Genomic DNA, 16641 nt, shown 5'->3' on the forward strand with positions numbered 1-16641 from the left:
GCCGCTCTCGGGCGATTGACTCCCATCGAGTACGAGACCATCATGACCGCGCCAGCCACTCAGGCTGCGTGACCCAACCTGTCACCTGATCGTGCAGCAGTCCCGTTCGGTCACGTTTGGGGTCCGGGTGTGATGGGGATCACGTCAGCACCCGCATCCATCCGACCGCCTCCCCTGCGCTACCTGAAGGTGTCCCCATGTCATCTCGTCCCGCGCACAGGCTCGTCGCCGCCGCAGCGTTCTGCCTGTCAGTCGCCGCCCCGGCCAGCCTCGGTCATCGGCCGTAGCAGCCGACGGCGCCGGTGCGTCCGCCGGCACTGATGCTCGCGCATCGTCCCAACGCATGCGCGACCACGACCGCTCCTTCGTCAAGAGCACCCAGCGCGGCGCCGCCGTCTGGATCCCCACCAGCAAGCACTTCAGCTCTCCTAGCGACCCGAGCGGTTGGCAGCAGGGCGGGACACAGGGCTACTCCGAGGCCGATGGCCGACAGACTGCCAAGACCAAGGGGTCGGCCGACACCGTCGGGGGCACCGGTGGCCTCGACTTCGGCGTGGCCAGTGTCAGCGCCACCACAACCGGCAGTGGAACCGCAGCAGCACTACCTCCAACTCGGTGACGCGGACCTGGTCCCAGGCTGTGAACCTGCCCGCGGGCAAGCTCGCTCGGATGCGCATCTATCAGGCGGGATGGCGCTTCAAGTACACCTACGTCGTGACCTACTTCGGCGGGCCCAACTGTCCGAACAGGACTTTCACCAAGTGGGCAGTGCTGCCGATGAAGAAGAAGGTCACCTCGATGCAGGTCGAGCTCTACAGCAAGCGGAACAAGCCCAAGCCGCGCTGACACCCGAGTCGGCGCGAACGCACACCGGACGAGGCTCGAGTGCATTCGCGCCGACTCGCGTCAGGGGGACGCGAACGCGGCGTCGATGACGTCGAAGGCCTCCTCGAGCTCGGCGTCGCTGATGGCCAGCGGGGGCAGGAAGCGCAGCACGTTGCCGTAGGTGCCGCAGGTCAGCACGATGACCCCCTGGCGGTGCGCCTCGGCCGCGATCGCCTTCGCCAGCGCCGGGTCGGGGGTGCTGGTGCCGGCCTCGACGAGCTCGACGGCGAGCATCGCTCCGCGCCCGCGTACGTCGCCGAGCCGGGCGTCGCGGGCCTGCAGGGCGTGCAGCCGACCCAGGACGAGCGCCTCGATCTCCCGGGCCCGATCGACCAGGCCCTCCGCTTCGATGGTGTCCATCACCGCGAGCGCGGCGGCGCAGGCGAGCGGGTTCCCGCCGTACGTGCCGCCCAGACCGCCGGCGTGCACCGCGTCCATCAGCTCCGCACGACCGGTGACCGCCGACAGGGGGAGCCCGCCGGCGATGCCCTTCGCCGTACAGATCAGGTCGGGCACCAAGCCCTCATGGTCGGAGGCGAACATCGCGCCGGTGCGGGCGAAGCCCGTCTGCACCTCGTCGGCGACGAAGACCACGTCGTTCGCCCGGCACCACTCGGCCAGCGCGGGCAGGAAGCCCGCAGCCGGCACGATGAAGCCGCCCTCGCCCTGGATCGGCTCGATGACGACGGCCGCGAGGTTGGCGGCGCCGACGGTCTTCTCGATGGAGTCGATCGCGCGGGCCGCGGCCTCGGGTCCGCTCGTGGCGCCGTCGCGGAAGGGATAGGACAGCGGGGCTCGGTAGACCTCCGGCGAGAACGGTCCGAAGCCGTGCTTGTAGGGCATCGACTTCGCGGTCATCGCCATCGTCAGGCTGGTGCGCCCGTGGTAGGCGTGGTCGAAGACGACGACCGCCTGCCGCCCCGTCGCCGAGCGCGCGATCTTCACGGCGTTCTCGACCGCCTCCGCCCCGGAGTTGAACAGCACGCTGCGCTTCTCGTGGTCCCCCGGGGTCAGCTCGTTGAGCCGCTCGGCGACGGCGACATAGGGCTCGTAGGGCGTCACCATGAAGCAGGTGTGCGTGAAGGCTGCCGCCTGCTCGCTCACGGCGCGTACGACGCGGGGCGCGCTCGAGCCGACCGTCGTCACCGCGATGCCCGACCCGAGGTCGATCAGCACGTTGCCGTCGACGTCCTCGACGACGCCGCCGTGCGCCCGGGCCGCGTAGACCCCCATGATCGGGGCGACGCCGCCGGCGACCGCAGCCGACTTCCGGGCGGCGAGCTCGCGTGAGCGGGGGCCGGGGAGCTCGGTGACCAGACGGCGGGCCTGGTGCGTGACCGACGTCGTCGCAGCACCGGCCGACGTCGCGCCAGACCCGATCTCGTCGAGGATCCGCTCGGCGACCGCTGCGCCCATCCGCACCGCGCCGTCGACGTGCTGGAAGCCGAGCCCGGCCACGTCGCTGCTCGCGAAGCTCAACGGGCCCACGTCCTCGTGCAGGTGCCGGCCATAGCGCGTGAGCGAGCCGACGTCGAAGCTCGTGGCATAGGCGCCCTCGGTCCACTCCTCGTCACGCCACGGCGACTCGTAGTAGCCGACCGGGTCCAGCGCCTGGTCACCGAAGTAGTCCCGCAGCGACTCCAGGATCCGCTGCCGGCGCTCCGCCGGATCCAGGGCGAGCACCTCGTCGGCGCGCTCGTCGGAGACGAACCCGACCAGGGTCCCCCTGGTCTCCCTGGCGATGTCCTCGTTGGTGTTGTCGTAGGCCTCGTGCACCAGCGCATAGGGGCTGAACGCCGTCCCCGACAGCCCCAGCTCACGCCAGAACGGCGTCGCGTAGGTGACGTGCAGCTTCACGACGAGACCGAACGACTGGTGCTGGCGCAACTCCCGGTGGACCGCCGGCAACGGGGGTGAGATGGCCACCTTCGAGACCAGGGTGGGCGGCACGGCGAGCAGCACCCGCCGGGCCCGGAAGAGGCCCGCCGACGAGGTCACCGTCGCGCCTCCCTCCTCCCAGGAGATCGCCGTGACCGGGGCGGAGAGGCGTACGGCGTTGCCGAGCTCGGCCGCGAGCCGAAGCGGCACCTCCTGCAGGCCGCCCACCACGCGACGGTCGAGGATGAAGTCCGCGTCGACCAGGTTGCTGAAGCCGCCGGCACTGGCCGCCATCAGCACCGCCGTCAGCGCCGAGAACGTGTGCGTCGGCTTGGTCAGCATCGCCGGACCGACGTAGAGAGCGATGTTGTCGCGCGCCTCCGCATCGTCACTGTGGCGCACCAGCCACTCCGCGAACGTCAGCCGGTCGAGCTCGGCCGCGTCCGGGTGCTCCCACGGCGCGAGCGGGTCGAGCTGGGCGGCCAGCTCGTCGAGGACCTTGGTCAGCCGCTCGACCTCGGCGGCGGTGGTGGCGGAGACCGGGAAGGCCTCGCCCGTGAACGTACGACGAGCACCGTCGGCGCCGATGTAGACCGACTCGCCGGCCCGGTAGCGGGGGTAGGTGTCGAGCCCCAGCTCCTCGAGCAGGCCCTTGAGGGCGTCCTGGTCGGGCGAGACCCACTGGCCGCCCACCTCGAGACGGACCCCGTCGACGACGTCGGTCAGCAGCCGGCCCCCGACCCGGTCGCGCGCTTCGAGCACCACGACCCGCAGGCCGGCCCGCTGCAGCCGTCGGGCGGCGGTGAGCCCGGTGACCCCGGCCCCGACCACCACGACGTCGACGTCCCTCGTCCTGCTCACCGGATCACTCCCAGGTCGAGCATCGGCTCACTCCTGCCCGATGTAGGACATCACGTGCTTGACGCGCGTGTAGTCCTCCAGCCCGTACATCGACAGGTCCTTGCCGTAGCCGGAGTGCTTGAAGCCACCGTGCGGCATCTCGGAGACGTAGGGGATGTGGGTGTTGATCCACACCACGCCGAAGTCGAGGCCGCGCGACATCCGCATGGCGGTGCCGTGGTCGCGGGTCCACACGCTGGAGGCGAGGCCGTACTTCACGTCGTTGGCCCAGCGCAGCGCCTCGGCCTCGTCGCCGAAGCGCTGGACGGTGATCACCGGTCCGAAGATCTCGTTCTGCACCTGCTCGTCGTCCTGGCGCAGCCCCGAGAGCACGGTCGGCTCGTAGAAGTAGCCGCGCTCCCCCTGCCGGCTGCCCCCGGCCTGCACGCTCGCGTGGTCGGGCAGCCGGTCGACCATCCCGGCGACCCGAGCGAGCTGGTCGGCGTTGTTGAGCGCGCCGTAGAGCACGTCCTCGTCGTCGGGCATGCCGGTGCGCGTCCCGCGGGCCTGCGCCGTCAGGGCGGCGACGAAGTCGTCGTGGATGCCGGCACCGACGAGCACCCGGGTCGCCGCCGTGCAGTCCTGGCCGGCGTTGAAGTAGCCCGCCTCCGCGATCGCCGCGGCGGCCCTCTCCACGTCGGCGTCGTCGAAGACGACCACCGGGGCCTTGCCGCCGAGCTCCAGGTGCACCCGCTTGAGGTCGGACGACGCGCTCTGCGCCACGTCCATGCCGGCGCGGACCGAGCCGGTGATCGACACCATCTGCGGGGTGGGGTGTGCCACCAGCGCCCGCCCGGTGTCGCGGTCGCCACACACGACGTTCAGGACGCCCGGCGGCAGGAACTCCTGGGCCAGCTCCGCCATCAGCGTGGAGGTGGCGGGCGTGGTGTCGCTCGGCTTGAGCACCACGGTGTTGCCGGCTGCCAGGGCCGGGGCGATCTTCCACACCATCATCGGCAGCGGGTAGTTCCACGGCGTCACCTGGCCGACCACGCCGATCGGCTCGCGACGGATGAACGACGTGTGGTCGGTCATGTACTCCCCCGCCGACTTGCCCTCCAGCACCCGCGCTGCCCCCGCGAAGAACCGGAAGTGGTCGACCGTCGGCGGCATCTCCTCCGAGCGGGTCAGGTGGATCGGCTTGCCGGTGTCGCGGCACTCGGCGGCCACGAACTCCTCGGTGCGCGCCTCGAGGGCGTCCGCGATCCGCAGCAGGGCCAGCGAGCGCTCCTGGGGAGTGGTCCGACCCCAGGACTCGAAGGCCCGCTCGGCCGCGGCGTAGGCACGGTCGATGTCCTGCGCCCCCGACAGCGGGGCGCGGGCGTAGACCTCCCCCGTGCTGGGGTCGATGACGTCATAGCTCTGGCCCGAGGCGGAGTCGACGAGCTCCCCGTCAACGACATTGCGGAAGATCTGCTGAGTCATGCGCCGAGGCTACCCGAGACAACCGGATCCGTCGCCGGTCAGCGCGCACTCAATTGAATTCGCAGCGGAGTGGGCGCTCGACCGACGAAACCAGCGTTCCAACCCCCTCGCTGGTCGAGCAGGTTGCGCAGCCGGTGGGTCGAGCAGGTTGCGCAGCAACCGACGTCGAGACCAACCGACGTCGAGACCACCCACGTCGAGACCCTCACCGCCGAAACACCCCCCGCCCCTCCACGAACGTGTGCGTCACCTGCACCCCCGCGATCTCCATCGGGTCGACCCCCAGCACGTCACCGTCCACCGCGACCACATCCGCGGCGTACCCCACCTCGAGCCGTCCGGTGTCCGACTCCCAGCCGTTGAGGTGGGCGGTCCCCGTGGTGTAGCCCGCGAGCGCCTGCTGCACGGTGAGCGCCTGGTGCGCCAGGAGTGGCTCGACCGAGCGGTCCTGGTCGGGCCCGCGCCGGTTGACCGCGACATGGATGCCCAGCAGCGGGTCGGGCTCGGAGACCGGCCAGTCGCTGCCGCAGGCCAGCCGGGCGCCGGCGCGCAGCAGCGAGCCGAAGACGTACTGCTGACCGCGCGCCGACTCCACGAGGAACGGCAGCGTCAGCTCCTCGACCGCCTGGTCGCGACAGGCCCACAGCGGCTGCGCGTTGGCGGTCACCTCGAGCGCGGCGAACCGCTCGACGTCGGCGGCGTCGATGACCTGGATGTGGGCCAGGTGGTGCCGGTTGTCCCGCGCGCCGTTGCGCCGCCGGGCCTGCTCGACGGCGTCGAGGCTGTCGCGGACCGCTCGGTCGCCGAGGGCGTGGATGTGCACCTGGAAGTCCTGGGCGTCCAGCGCTGTCACATAGCTGGCCAGGTCGCCGGCGGCGATGAACGAGAGCCCGACGTTGTCGGTGCGGGCGCCGCCGCGGTCGAGGTAGGGGTGCAGCATCGCCGCCGTGTGGGTCTCGCAGACGCCGTCCTGCATGATCTTGACGCTGCCCGCGTCGAGCCCCGCCGCCGCGGCCCGGGCGCGTCGTACGACGAGGTCGGGGAGTTGCTCGAGGCCGCGCTCGCGGTCCCACCACTGCGCGAGCACGACCTTGGCGCTCAGCCGGCCGGTCTCGTGGGCGTGGAGATAGGTGTCGAGGGTGTCGGGCATGCCGAGGCCCTCCCCGACGAGGGCGTCCTGCCAGCCGACGATGCCGACGGAGTGCAGGTGACGCTGCGCTGTCAGCAGGGCCGCGAGCATCTCCTCGGGCGACGGTCGGGGCAGCAGCCGGGCGACCAGGCCCATCGCCCCCTCGTGCAGCGCGCCGGTGGGGCGTCCGTCGGGCGAGCGCTCGATGCGGCCGTCGGCCGGGTCGGGCGTGTGCTCGTCGATGCCCGCCAGCTCGAGGGCACAGGTGTTGACCCAGGCGGTGTGGTGATCGCGGTTGGGCAGGAAGACCGGGCGGCTCGCGCAGACGCCGTCCAGCAGGTCCGCGGTCGGCACGCCGCCGGGGAAGACGTCCATCGACCACCCGCCGCCGGTCACCCACGGCCGCTCCGGATGCGCCCGGGCGTACGACGCGACGCTGACGAGGTAGTCGGCGATCGTGGAGACCCGGGTCAGGTCGCACTGGTTGATCTCGAGACCGGCCTGCACCGGATGGACGTGGGAGTCGTGGAAGGCCGGCAGCAGCCAACGTCCCGCCAGGCTCTCCACCTGGGTGCTCGCGGAGACAAGGTGTGCGACGTCGTCGAAGTGGCCGACTCCGACGATCCGACCTTCGCGGACGGCCAGGCAGTCGCCGTCCCAGTGACCGTCGCGATAGACGGGGGCGTCGCGCAGGAGCAGGTCGGCGGGCCGCACGTCAGCGCCCCGCGACGGCGTCGGCGACCCTCGCCAGCGGCGAGGTCGTGGCTCGCCCGGCGAGCTCGTGGCGGTCGGCGGCGCGGTAGGCGCGGTAGAGCGACTGCACGCCCAGCCACCGCAGCGGCTCCGGCTCCCAGCGCCGGGCCCGACGGCCGACCCACGGCAGCCGGGTCAGCTCCGTGTCACGGCCGAGGACCAGGTCGGTGAGGGTCCGCCCGGCGAGGTTGGTGGCAGTGACGCCGGTCCCGACGTACCCGCCGGCCCAGCCGAGGCCCGTCGCCCGGTCGAGGCCGACGGTGGCCGACCAGTCGCGCGGGACGCCGAGCACGCCGCACCAGGCGTGGGCGACGGGGAGGGACGGGGAGAAGAAGGTGTGCAGGAGGGTAGACAGCTGCGCGACCGTGCCGGGCCGGGTGGCGCCGTCGGCGTCCGTGCGCGAGCCGAACCGGTAGGGGACGCCCCGTCCGCCTAGCGCGATCCGGTCGTCCGCGGTGCGCTGGGCGTAGACGTAGGCGTGCGCGAGGTCGCCGACCGTCTCGCGGCCCTCCCAGCCGAGCTCGGCCCAGACGTCGGCGGGCAAGGGGTCGGTGACGATCATGCTGGAGTTCATCGGCAGCCAAGTACGGCGCTCGCCGCGCAGGCCGGCGGTGAACCCCTCGGTCGCTCGGATCACGGAGGTCGCCCGGACGTCGCCGCGATGCGTGCAGGCGCGGGCGGCGCGGCCCGGTGCAGCCGCGTCGATCGCCGTGACGGGGGTGTCCTCGTGGATCACGACGCCGAGCCGCTCGACCGCGGCCGCGAGCCCGGCGACGAGCTTGGCGGGCTGGATCCGGGCGCAGTGCGGGTGCCACAGGCCCCCGAGCGTCCCGGCCACCCCGACCCGAGCGGCGCTCTCGGCGGCGTCCAGCTCCACGACGTCGGTGTCCGGCCAGGCCGCCTCCGCCGCGGCCAGCGCCCGGAGCCGGGCCAGCTGGGCGGGGGTGCGGGCGACGCTGAGCTCGCCGCCGTCGTGGACGTCGGCGTCGATGCCCTCCCGCTCCGCGACCGCGATCACCTCGGTGACCGAGGCGTTGAGAGCGCGCTGCTGGGCGATCGCGGGGCCGCGGTCGCCGCCCACGACGTACTGCTCCCGGCCGCCCGTGACGGTGTTGGTCAGCCAGCCGCCGTTGCGACCCGAGGCGCCGAAGCCGGCGAAGCGCGCCTCGAGCACCACGATGCGAAGGTCGGGCTGGGCGCGCTTGAGGTAGTAGGCGGTCCACAGCCCGGTGTAGCCCGCTCCGACGATGCACACGTCCGCCTCGGTCGCCCCAGGCAGCGGGGCGCGCGGCGCGGGCAGCCCGATCTGCTGCCACCAGAAGGAGACGCCCCCGTTGGGCGTCACGAGTCGAAGCCCAGGCCGAGCCGGTCCAGCGTCCGCAGCCACGCGTTGCGCCGCCCAGTGCGGTCCTCGCGCGCCAGCGCCTGGCGGGTGAGCTGGATGCCGATCCAGGCGAACGGCTCGGGCGGGAAGGGCAGCGGCCGGCGGCGCACCATCTCCAGCCGGGTGCGCTCGGTCTGCTCCCCGGAGAGCAGGTCGAGCATCACGTCGGCGGCGAAGCGGGAGGCGCCGACCCCCAGCCCGGTGAACCCGGTGGCGTAGGCGACGCGGCCGCGGTGCGCCGTACCGAACAGGGCGCAGAAGCGGGTGGAGGTGTCGATGACGCCCGACCAGCGGTGGGTGAACCGGAGGCCGGCCAGCTGGGGGAAGGTCGCGGCGAAGTTGCGCGCGAGGGTCTCGAAGGTGGCCGGGCGGTCGTCGTGGTCGGGCGCGATCGAGCGGCCGTAGTGGTAGATCGCGTCGTAGCCGCCCCACAGGACCCGGCGGTCCGGGGTGATCCGGTAGTAGTGGAACTGGTTGCCCGAGTCGAAGACGCCGATCGCCGGGTCCCAGCGCAGCGCGGCCAGCTGCGCGTCGGTGAGCGGCTCGGTGGCCAGCACGTAGTCGTAGACCGGCACCACCGACCACCGCGGGCGGCGCAGCGGGCCGGGGAACACGTTGGTCGCCAGGGCGACCCGCTCCGCCCGGATCGTGCCGGTCGCGGTGCGCGCCTCGAGGTGGTCGCCGACGCGGTGCAGCGAGTCGAGTCGGGTGCGCTCGGCGATGCGTACGCCGTGGCGCTCGGCCGCCGCGGCCAGCCCCCAGGCGAGTCGGGCGGGGTCGACGAGCGCCGACCCCTCGGCGTCGTGGCGCCCTGCGAGGTAGGTCGGCGAGTCGACCATCGCCCGCACCGCGGAGGCGTCGAGGAACCCCTCGGTCCCCGGATCGAGGGCGGACACCTCGTGGGGACGGGTGGCGACCGCCAGCGCCCCGCCCCGGACGAACCCGCAGTCGATCCCGTAGCGCTCGGCGGTGTGCTGGATGGCGTCGAGGTTCTCCAGCCCGAGGCGGTGCAGCTCGTCGTACTCCTCGGGCCAGCGGGCCCGGCCGTTGTCCTCGCCGTGGGTCAGGCTGGCCTCGCAGAAGCCGCCGTTGCGCCCGGTCGCGTGCTCGGCGATCCGGTCTCCCTCGATCAGGATCACGGTGAGTCCGGGCTCCCGCTCGACGGCGCGCAGCGCGGTCCACAGCCCGGTGAAGCCTCCCCCGACGACCAGCAGGTCGGCGCGGGCGTCGCCCTCCAGCGCGGGCCGGGCGGCGGGCCGGTCCGGGGTGTCGAGCCACAGCGGCCGCAGCACGGACCCCTCGAGCGCGCTCACTGGGGTCACGCGGGCGGACCTGCGGTCTCGGTCAGGGCACGGTCCAGGATGTCCAGGCCCTCGCGTGCCTCCTCGCGCGTGGTCGTCAGCGGCGGCACGACGTGGATCCGGTTGAAGTTCGCGAACGGGAGCATGCCCAGGCGGGTGCAGGCCGCGATCAGCGTGCCCATCTCCGGGCTCGACCCGCCGTACGGCGCGAGCGGCTCGCGCGTCTCCCGGTCGCGGACCAGCTCCAGCGCCCAGAACGCGCCGACGCCGCGCACCTCTCCGATCCGGTCGTGACGCTCGGCCAGCGCGCGCAGCCCCGGGCCGAGGACGTCCTCGCCGAGCCGGGCGGCGTGCCCGACGACGTCCTCGTCCTCCATGGTCTCGATCGTCGCGACTGCGGCGGCGCAGGCCAGCGGGTGCCCGGAGTAGGTGAGGCCGCCGGGGTAGGCCCGCTCGGCGAACGTCGCATAGATGGCCTCGCTCAGCGCGACCCCGCCCAGCGGGACGTAGCCGGAGTTGACGCCCTTCGCGAACGTCAGCAGGTCGGGCACCACGTCGCCCGCGTGCTCGATGGCGAACCACCGTCCCGCGCGGCCGAAGCCGGCCATCACCTCGTCGGCGATCAGCATGATGCCGTGCCGGTCGCAGAGCTCGCGGACGCCGCGGAGGTAGCCCGGCGGCGGGACCATGATGCCGGACGTGCCGGGGATCGACTCGAGCATGATCGCCGCGATCGTCGAGGGGCCCTCCAGCGCGATCACCTGCTCGAGGTGCTCCAGCGCGCGGTCGCACTCCTCTCTCTCCGTGGTGGCGTGGAAGGCGCTGCGGTAGAGGAACGGCCCGAAGAAGTGGACGGTGCCCTGCGAGCCGTTGTCGTTGGGCACGCGGCGCGGGTCGCCGGTGACGTTCACCGCCAGCTGGGTGCCGCCGTGGTAGGAGCGGTACGTCGAGAGCACCTTGTGTCGCCCGGTGTGCAGCCGCGCCATCCGGATCGCGTGCTCGTTGGCGTCCGCGCCGCCGTTGGTGAAGAAGATCCGGTCGAGGTCGCCCGGCGTGTGCTTGGCGATCAGCCGGGCAGCCTCGGAGCGGGCGCCGTTAACGTGGGCCGGCGCCACCGTGCAGAGGTCGGCCGCCTGCTGCCGGATCGCCGCGACGATCCGCGGATGCTGGTGGCCGAGGTTGGTGAAGACCAGCTGGGAGGTGAAGTCGAGCAGCCGGCGGCCCTCGCCGTCCCAGATGTAGGAGCCCTCGGCGCGCGTCACCACCATCGGGTCGATCAGCGCCTGAGCCGACCACGAGTGGAAGACGTGGCGCCGGTCGAGCTCGTAGGCGCGCTCGGCGTCGGTCAGCGCGCGGGCGAGGGTCTCGTTGTGGATGGTCGTGGGGGAGTCGGTCATGGCGGTGTCAGGCATTCCGGGGGAACCCCAGCTCGAGGCCGCCCTCGGGCCGGGCGGCCGGGTTGATCCAGCGGGTCGTGACGACCTTGCCGCGGGTGAAGAAGTGCACGCCCTCGGCACCGTGGGCGTGGGTGTCGCCGAACAGCGAGCGCTTCCATCCCCCGAACGAGTAGTAGGCCACCGGCACGGGGACCGGCACATTGATCCCGATCATGCCGACCTCGACGTCCTCCTCGAAGCGACGCGCGGCCCCGCCGTCGTTGGTGAAGATCGCGGTGCCGTTGCCGTAGGCGTTCGCATTGATCAGCGCGACCGCCTCGTCGTACGTCGCGACCCGGACGACGCTGAGGACAGGGCCGAAGATCTCCTCGCGATAAATCTCCATCTCCTGGGTCACGTGGTCGAAGAGGGTCGGTCCCAGCCAGAACCCGTCCGGGTCCCCGTCAGCGGAGACGTCACGGCCGTCGACGACGAGCTTGGCGCCCGCCGCCTCCCCGGAGTCGATGAGGCCCGCGACCCGGTCGCGGTGGGCACGCGTCACCAGCGGCCCCATGTCAGCAGTGTCGCCGCGCTCCGCGTGCCCGTCGCCGATCCGCAGCGTCGCCGTACGCTCCGCGACCCGCGCGACGAGATCGTCGGCCACCGGCCCGACCGCGACCACCACGCTGATCGCCATGCACCGCTCCCCCGCGCTGCCGTAGCCGGCGCTGACCGCGGCGTCGGCGGCGAGGTCGAGGTCGGCGTCGGGCAGGACGACCATGTGGTTCTTGGCGCCGCCGAGGGCCTGGACCCGCTTGCCGTGGCTGCTCGCCTGCTCATAGACGTAGCGTGCGATCGGGGTGGAGCCCACGAAGCTGATCGCCGCGACGTCCGGGCTCTCCAACAGCGCGTCGACCGCGGTCTTGTCGCCCTGCAGGACGTTGAAGACGCCGGCGGGCAGTCCCGCCTCGCGCCACAGCTGCGCGATCCAGAGCGCGGCGGAGGGGTCCTTCTCGCTGGGCTTGAGGACGACGGTGTTGCCGGCGGCGATGGCGACGGGGAAGAACCACATCGGCACCATCGCCGGGAAGTTGAACGGGCTGATGATGCCGACCACGCCGAGCGGGTCGCGCTTGGAGTGCACGTCGATCCCGGTCGAGGCGCCCTCGCTGTGACCGCCCTTGAGCAGGTGCCCGATGCCGCAGGCGAACTCCACCACCTCGAGGCCGCGGGCGATCTCGCCGAGGGCGTCGGAGTGCACCTTGCCGTGCTCGGCGGTGATCAGCGCCGCGAGCTCGTCCTTGCGGGCGTTCAGCAGCTCGCGGAAGGCGAACATCACCTGGGTACGACGCGCCAGCGACGCCGCGCGCCACCCGGGCGCGGCCCGCTTCGCCGCCGCGATGACGTGGTCGGCGTCGGCCGCGCTCGCGAGCGCCACCCGGCCCGAGACGCGGCCGGTGGCGGGGTTGGTCACCTCGGCCCACTGCCCCGACTGCCCGTCGTACGCCGCACCGTCGGCCCAGTGCGTGATCGTGGTGGTCATCGTGACTCCTTCTCCGTTGCGGGCGCGTTCGTGGGGTCCAGCTCCTGGATCCCCCACGGGCTGCCATAGGCGGTGAGCAGGTCGAGGAACGGCACCGCGTCGAACGCCTCCGGCCCGAGCACACCGGCCCCCGACCAGACCCCGGTGGCCAGCAGCTCGAGCGCGACGACCGGGTTGACCGCGGTCTGCCACACGACGCACTGGTGGCCGTACTCGCGCATCGTCCACTCGTTGTCGACGACGTGATAGAGGTACGTCGAGCGCTCGGCGCCGTCCTTGCCGCGCCCCGTGACCCACACGCCGGCACAGGTCTTGCCCGTCATCAGCGGGCCGAGGTCGGCGGGATTGGGCAGCGCGGCGGCGACCACGTCGCGCGGGCTCACCTCGACGCCGCCCACCCGGACCGGGTCGGTGCGGTCGAGGCCGAGCTTGTGCAGGGTCTTGAGCACGTCGATGAACTCGGCGCCGAGGCCGTACTTGAACGTCGCGCGGCGGCAGTCGATCCAGCGCGGCATCAGCAGGACCTCCTCGTGCTCGACGTTGACGCACTCCACCGGCCCGATGCCCTCGGGGAAGTCGAAGACCTCGGGCTCGCTGAACGGCGCGGTGGTCGTCCAGGCGCCGTCCTGCCAGATCACCGGCGGGTTGAGGCACTCCTCGATCGTCGTCCAGATCGAGAAGCTCGGCGCGAAGTCGTGGCCCTCGACGGCGAGGTTGGCGCCGTCGCGGACGCCGAGCTCGTCGATCTCGCTGAAGAGGTGGTCGGCGGCGTAGCGCGCGAAGACGTCGGAGAGCCCCGGCTCGACCCCCATCCCGCACAGCGCGAGCCGGCCGTCGCGCGCCCACGCGTCGGCCTCGGCGAACTGCTCGTCGCCGAGCTTGACGCCTGTCTGCTCATAGGGGGCTTCCGGGTGCGGGCGGGACAGCGACATCGCCATGTCGAGGTAGTCGGCGCCGGCGGCGCGAGCGCCGGTGAAGATCGGCATCACGAAGCGCGGGTCCACGGCGTTCATCACGTGGGTGATCCGGTGCTCGCGGCACAGCGTCGCGACGGCATCGGCGCTGGACGCATCCACCTGGACCGGCGTGTAGCGAGGGTCCTGAGCCGCGGCGCGCTCGGCGCTGGCCAGGCTGTAGTCGGCCACCACGATCGCCTCGAAGAAGTCGCGGCGGGCGGCGATGGCCGTGATCGCGGCGCCCACGCCTCCGGCCCCGACCAGCAGGATCCTCATGCGTCGTACCGCACTGCTCGTTGCGTCATGGGGGCGAGACTAGTGCGAAGACGACACGTTCAGCGACCCCATCGCCACGAAATCCGTGCTGAATCTCGTGTTTCACGACGGATTCCCTTGCCGATCGGGAGTCAGGCCCGCACGATGGTGGCATGCACCCGGACTACGACCACCTGCAGCGCGCCGCGAAGGACCACCTGTGGCTGCACTTCACCCGCCAGGGGCAGTACGCCGACGCGGACGTGCCGATCATCGTGCGCGGTGAGGGCGCCTACATCTGGGACGCCGAGGGCCACCGCTGCCTGGACGGGCTGGCCGGGCTCTTCGTCAGCCAGGTCGGCCACGGCCGTGTCGAGCTGGCCGAGGCGGCCGCGAAGCAGGCCCGCGAGCTGGCGTTCATGCCGCTGTGGTCCTACGCCCACCCGAGCGCGATCGAGCTCGCCGAGAAGATCGCCGGCCACGCCCCCGGCGACCTCAACCGGGTCTTCTTCACCAGCGGTGGCGGCGAGGCCGTCGAGACCGCGTGGAAGCTGGCCAAGAACTACTTCAAGCTCGTCGGCAAGCCGATGAAGCACAAGGTGATCAGCCGGGCCATCGCCTACCACGGCACCACCCACGGGGCGCTGTCCATCACCGGGCTGCCGGGGCTCAAGCAGCAGTTCGAGCCGCTGGTGCCCTCGACCTTCCGGGTGCCCAACACCAACTTCTACCGCGCGCCCGAGCACGCGGTCCGCGGGCAGGGCGACGACCTCGAGGCGTTCGGGCGGTGGGCCGCCGATCAGATCGCGGTGGCCATCGAGAACGAGGGCCCCGAGTCGGTCGCCGCGGTGTTCCTCGAGCCCGTGCAGAACGCGGGCGGCTGCTTCCCGCCGCCGCCGGGCTACTTCCAGCGGGTCCGCGAGATCTGCGACCAGTACGACGTGCTGCTGGTCTCCGACGAGGTGATCTGCGCGTTCGGCCGGCTCGGCCACATGTTCGGCGCCGAGCGCTACGGCTACCAGCCCGACATCATCACCTGCGCCAAGGGCATCACCTCCGGCTACAGCCCGCTCGGCGCGATGATCGCCTCCGACCGGCTGATGGAGCCGTTCCTGGCCGAGGGCGAGATGTTCGCCCACGGCTACACCTTCGGCGGCCACCCGGTCTCCACGGCCGTGGCGCTGCGCAACCTGCAGATCTTCGAGGACGAGCGCCTGCTGGAGAACGTCCGCGACAACGAGGCCACCTTCCGCGCCACCCTCGAGCGGCTCACCGACCTGCCGATCGTCGGCGACGTCCGCGGCGACGGCTACTTCTACGGCATCGAGCTGGTCAAGGACAAGGCCACCAAGGAGACCTTCACCGCCGAGGAGTCCGAGCGGATCCTCTACGGCTTCGTCTCCAAGACCCTCTACAGCGAGGGCCTCTACTGCCGCGCCGACGACCGCGGCGACCCCGTCATCCAGCTCGCGCCCCCGCTCATCTGCGGCCCCGAGCACTTCGACGAGATGGAGCAGATCCTGCGCTCGGTGCTCGACAAGGCCTCCGCGCTGCTCTGACGGCGGGGCCGGCGGTACGGCGACGGAACCGGGTCGCCGTACGGGCGGGCGACGACGGGCGACGGAACCGGTCGCCGTTTGGTCCCCAACGGCATCGAAATCGCGACCGGACATGCAGTCTCTGACCAATCGGCGTGCCCTCGACGGCCGCGGCTCTCCGCCGTACGACGGTCGCCGCCGCGGCTCGCCGTACGACGAGTCGGGGCCGCCGAATGGTCAGAGACGACCGGTGGGCGTCAGATATCTCTGCCGTTGGGGACCAAACGGCAGCCGGAACGGACCAGGCATGTCGCCTCTGGCCAAACCGGGCGCGTCTCCACGCCCCGCAGCTCCCCGCCGTACGACGGTCGCGGCCGCTCGCCGTACGACGCGAACCGAGCGCCGCTCGCCGTACGCCCCCGGGTCAGGGGTCGCCCATTGGTCAGAAACGACAGGTCAGAGTCGGAAATCGTTGCCGTTGGGGACCAAACGGCAGCACCGGCCGCCCCCTCACCCCCGAGCCCGCCGCCGACTCCCGACCTCGCCCAGCACCACGGCCGCCAGCGCCAGCAGGAACATGATCGTGCCGATGACGTTGATCTGCGGCGGGATGGCCCGCTGCTGGGCGCCCCAGACGAACATCGGGAAGGTCACCTCCTGGCCGGCGTTGAGGTTGGTGATGATGAAGTCGTCGAAGGAGAGCGAGAAGGACAGCAGGGCCGCGGCGAGGATGCCGGGGAAGACCAGCGGGAAGCTGACCCGCCAGAAGGTCTGCCACTCGTTGGCATAGAGGTCGGCGGCCGCCTCCTCGATGCGCGGGTCCAGGCCGGCAAGGCGCGCCTTCACCGTGACGACCACGAAGGACAGGCAGAAGAGCACGTGGGCGATGAAGATCGTCCAGAAGCCCAGCACGTCGGAGGCCCCGGCGTTGACGAAGAACGCGAGCAGCGACGAGCCGAGCACGATCTCGGGCGTGGCCATCGGCAGGAACACGAACAGGTTGGCCGCCGAGCGTCCCCGGAAGCGGTGGCGCACCATCGCGAAGGCCATCAAGGTCCCCAGCAGCGTCGCCAGCAGCGTCGAGGCGAGCCCCACCCGGATCGAGAGCGACACCGACGAGCACAGCTGGTAGGGCTCGCAGATGCCGGTCCAGTTGTCGAGGGTGAACCCGTCGAAGGTGTAGCTGTTGCGGCTCGCGGGGTCGTTGAACGACATCAGGATCACCACGAGCACGGGCACGAACATGTAGAGCAGCACCAGCAGGCCCAGGATCAGCACGAGGTGGTCGCCGAGCCAGCGTCCGGTTCGCGACAGCATG

At 71.9% G+C, this 16641-nt stretch carries 12 protein-coding genes and 1 pseudogene; 3 read left to right on the forward strand and 10 right to left on the reverse strand.

Going from position 1 to position 16641, the window contains the following annotated elements; genetic code table 11:
• Positions 1-343 precede the first annotated feature (343 nt).
• Together ACYU7L_RS02615 and ACYU7L_RS02620 are read left to right on the forward strand one after the other, a co-directional pair.
• Complete coding sequence (locus ACYU7L_RS02615) at positions 344-619, forward strand: hypothetical protein (protein ID WP_460793637.1); 276 nt, start codon at positions 344-346, stop codon at positions 617-619.
• A gap of 50 nt (positions 620-669) precedes the next feature.
• On the forward strand, positions 670-846 hold the full coding sequence (locus tag ACYU7L_RS02620; protein WP_460793638.1) for a hypothetical protein: 177 nt from the start codon (positions 670-672) through the stop codon (positions 844-846).
• Between the two features lie 60 nt (positions 847-906).
• On the opposite strand, the gene gabT is transcribed toward ACYU7L_RS02620, so the two are convergent.
• The 9 genes and pseudogenes from gabT to ACYU7L_RS02665 all read right to left on the reverse strand — a co-directional run bounded on the left by gabT (position 907) and on the right by ACYU7L_RS02665 (position 13806).
• Positions 907-2265, reverse strand: coding sequence for a 4-aminobutyrate--2-oxoglutarate transaminase (gabT, locus tag ACYU7L_RS02625; RefSeq protein ID WP_460796552.1), 1359 nt, complete (start codon positions 2263-2265; stop codon positions 907-909).
• An 18-nt stretch (positions 2266-2283) separates the two neighbouring features.
• Positions 2284-3624: pseudogene (locus ACYU7L_RS02630) on the reverse strand (flavin monoamine oxidase family protein); the annotation flags it as partial.
• A gap of 27 nt (positions 3625-3651) precedes the next feature.
• Entirely contained in the window at positions 3652-5088 is a 1437-nt protein-coding gene (locus ACYU7L_RS02635) for a gamma-aminobutyraldehyde dehydrogenase (RefSeq protein ID WP_460793639.1), read from the reverse strand.
• Between the two features lie 205 nt (positions 5089-5293).
• Positions 5294-6931 (reverse strand): amidohydrolase, encoded by a 1638-nt coding sequence (locus ACYU7L_RS02640; RefSeq protein ID WP_460793640.1) that lies wholly within the window; start codon positions 6929-6931, stop codon positions 5294-5296.
• Between the two features lies 1 nt (position 6932).
• Entirely contained in the window at positions 6933-8315 is a 1383-nt protein-coding gene (locus ACYU7L_RS02645; RefSeq protein WP_460793641.1) for an NAD(P)/FAD-dependent oxidoreductase, read from the reverse strand.
• Positions 8312-9676, reverse strand: coding sequence for an NAD(P)/FAD-dependent oxidoreductase (locus ACYU7L_RS02650; protein WP_460793642.1), 1365 nt, complete (start codon positions 9674-9676; stop codon positions 8312-8314). The genes ACYU7L_RS02645 and ACYU7L_RS02650 overlap by 4 nt, the downstream gene beginning before the upstream one ends.
• Positions 9673-11067 (reverse strand): aminotransferase class III-fold pyridoxal phosphate-dependent enzyme, encoded by a 1395-nt coding sequence (locus ACYU7L_RS02655; protein ID WP_460793643.1) that lies wholly within the window; start codon positions 11065-11067, stop codon positions 9673-9675. Before ACYU7L_RS02655 ends, ACYU7L_RS02650 begins: the two co-directional genes overlap by 4 nt.
• A complete protein-coding gene (locus tag ACYU7L_RS02660; RefSeq protein WP_460793644.1) occupies positions 11060-12574 on the reverse strand; it encodes a CoA-acylating methylmalonate-semialdehyde dehydrogenase in 1515 nt (504 codons plus the stop codon). The genes ACYU7L_RS02655 and ACYU7L_RS02660 overlap by 8 nt, the downstream gene beginning before the upstream one ends.
• Complete coding sequence (locus ACYU7L_RS02665; RefSeq protein ID WP_460793645.1) at positions 12571-13806, reverse strand: saccharopine dehydrogenase family protein; 1236 nt, start codon at positions 13804-13806, stop codon at positions 12571-12573. The genes ACYU7L_RS02660 and ACYU7L_RS02665 overlap by 4 nt, the downstream gene beginning before the upstream one ends.
• Before the next feature lie 152 nt (positions 13807-13958).
• Between ACYU7L_RS02665 and ACYU7L_RS02670 the strand changes: the two genes are divergently transcribed.
• The gene (locus tag ACYU7L_RS02670; protein ID WP_460793646.1) at positions 13959-15344 is read left to right on the forward strand and encodes an aspartate aminotransferase family protein; all 1386 of its coding nucleotides are present in this window, start codon (positions 13959-13961) and stop codon (positions 15342-15344) included.
• 489 nt (positions 15345-15833) lie between these two features.
• On the opposite strand, the gene ACYU7L_RS02675 is transcribed toward ACYU7L_RS02670, so the two are convergent.
• Positions 15834-16640, reverse strand: a complete 807-nt coding sequence (locus tag ACYU7L_RS02675; RefSeq protein ID WP_460793647.1) for an ABC transporter permease — start codon at positions 16638-16640, stop codon at positions 15834-15836.
• Between the last annotated feature and the right edge of the window lies 1 nt (position 16641).

The sequence above is a fragment of the Nocardioides pacificus genome (assembly GCF_054775955.1).

What these genes read in the sequence shown, in the direction of transcription:
- ACYU7L_RS02665 (WP_460793645.1), bottom strand. Translation starts at nt 13,806, where the DNA reads ATGAGGATCCTGCTGGTCGGGGCCGGAGGCGTGGGCGCCGCGATCACG.
- ACYU7L_RS02670 (WP_460793646.1), top strand. Translation starts at nt 13,959, where the DNA reads ATGCACCCGGACTACGACCACCTGCAGCGCGCCGCGAAGGACCACCTG.
- ACYU7L_RS02620 (WP_460793638.1), top strand. Translation starts at nt 670, where the DNA reads ATGCGCATCTATCAGGCGGGATGGCGCTTCAAGTACACCTACGTCGTG.
- ACYU7L_RS02675 (WP_460793647.1), bottom strand. Translation starts at nt 16,640, where the DNA reads ATGCTGTCGCGAACCGGACGCTGGCTCGGCGACCACCTCGTGCTGATC.
- ACYU7L_RS02615 (WP_460793637.1), top strand. Translation starts at nt 344, where the DNA reads ATGCGCGACCACGACCGCTCCTTCGTCAAGAGCACCCAGCGCGGCGCC.
- ACYU7L_RS02660 (WP_460793644.1), bottom strand. Translation starts at nt 12,574, where the DNA reads ATGACCACCACGATCACGCACTGGGCCGACGGTGCGGCGTACGACGGG.
- ACYU7L_RS02635 (WP_460793639.1), bottom strand. Translation starts at nt 5,088, where the DNA reads ATGACTCAGCAGATCTTCCGCAATGTCGTTGACGGGGAGCTCGTCGAC.
- ACYU7L_RS02655 (WP_460793643.1), bottom strand. Translation starts at nt 11,067, where the DNA reads ATGCCTGACACCGCCATGACCGACTCCCCCACGACCATCCACAACGAG.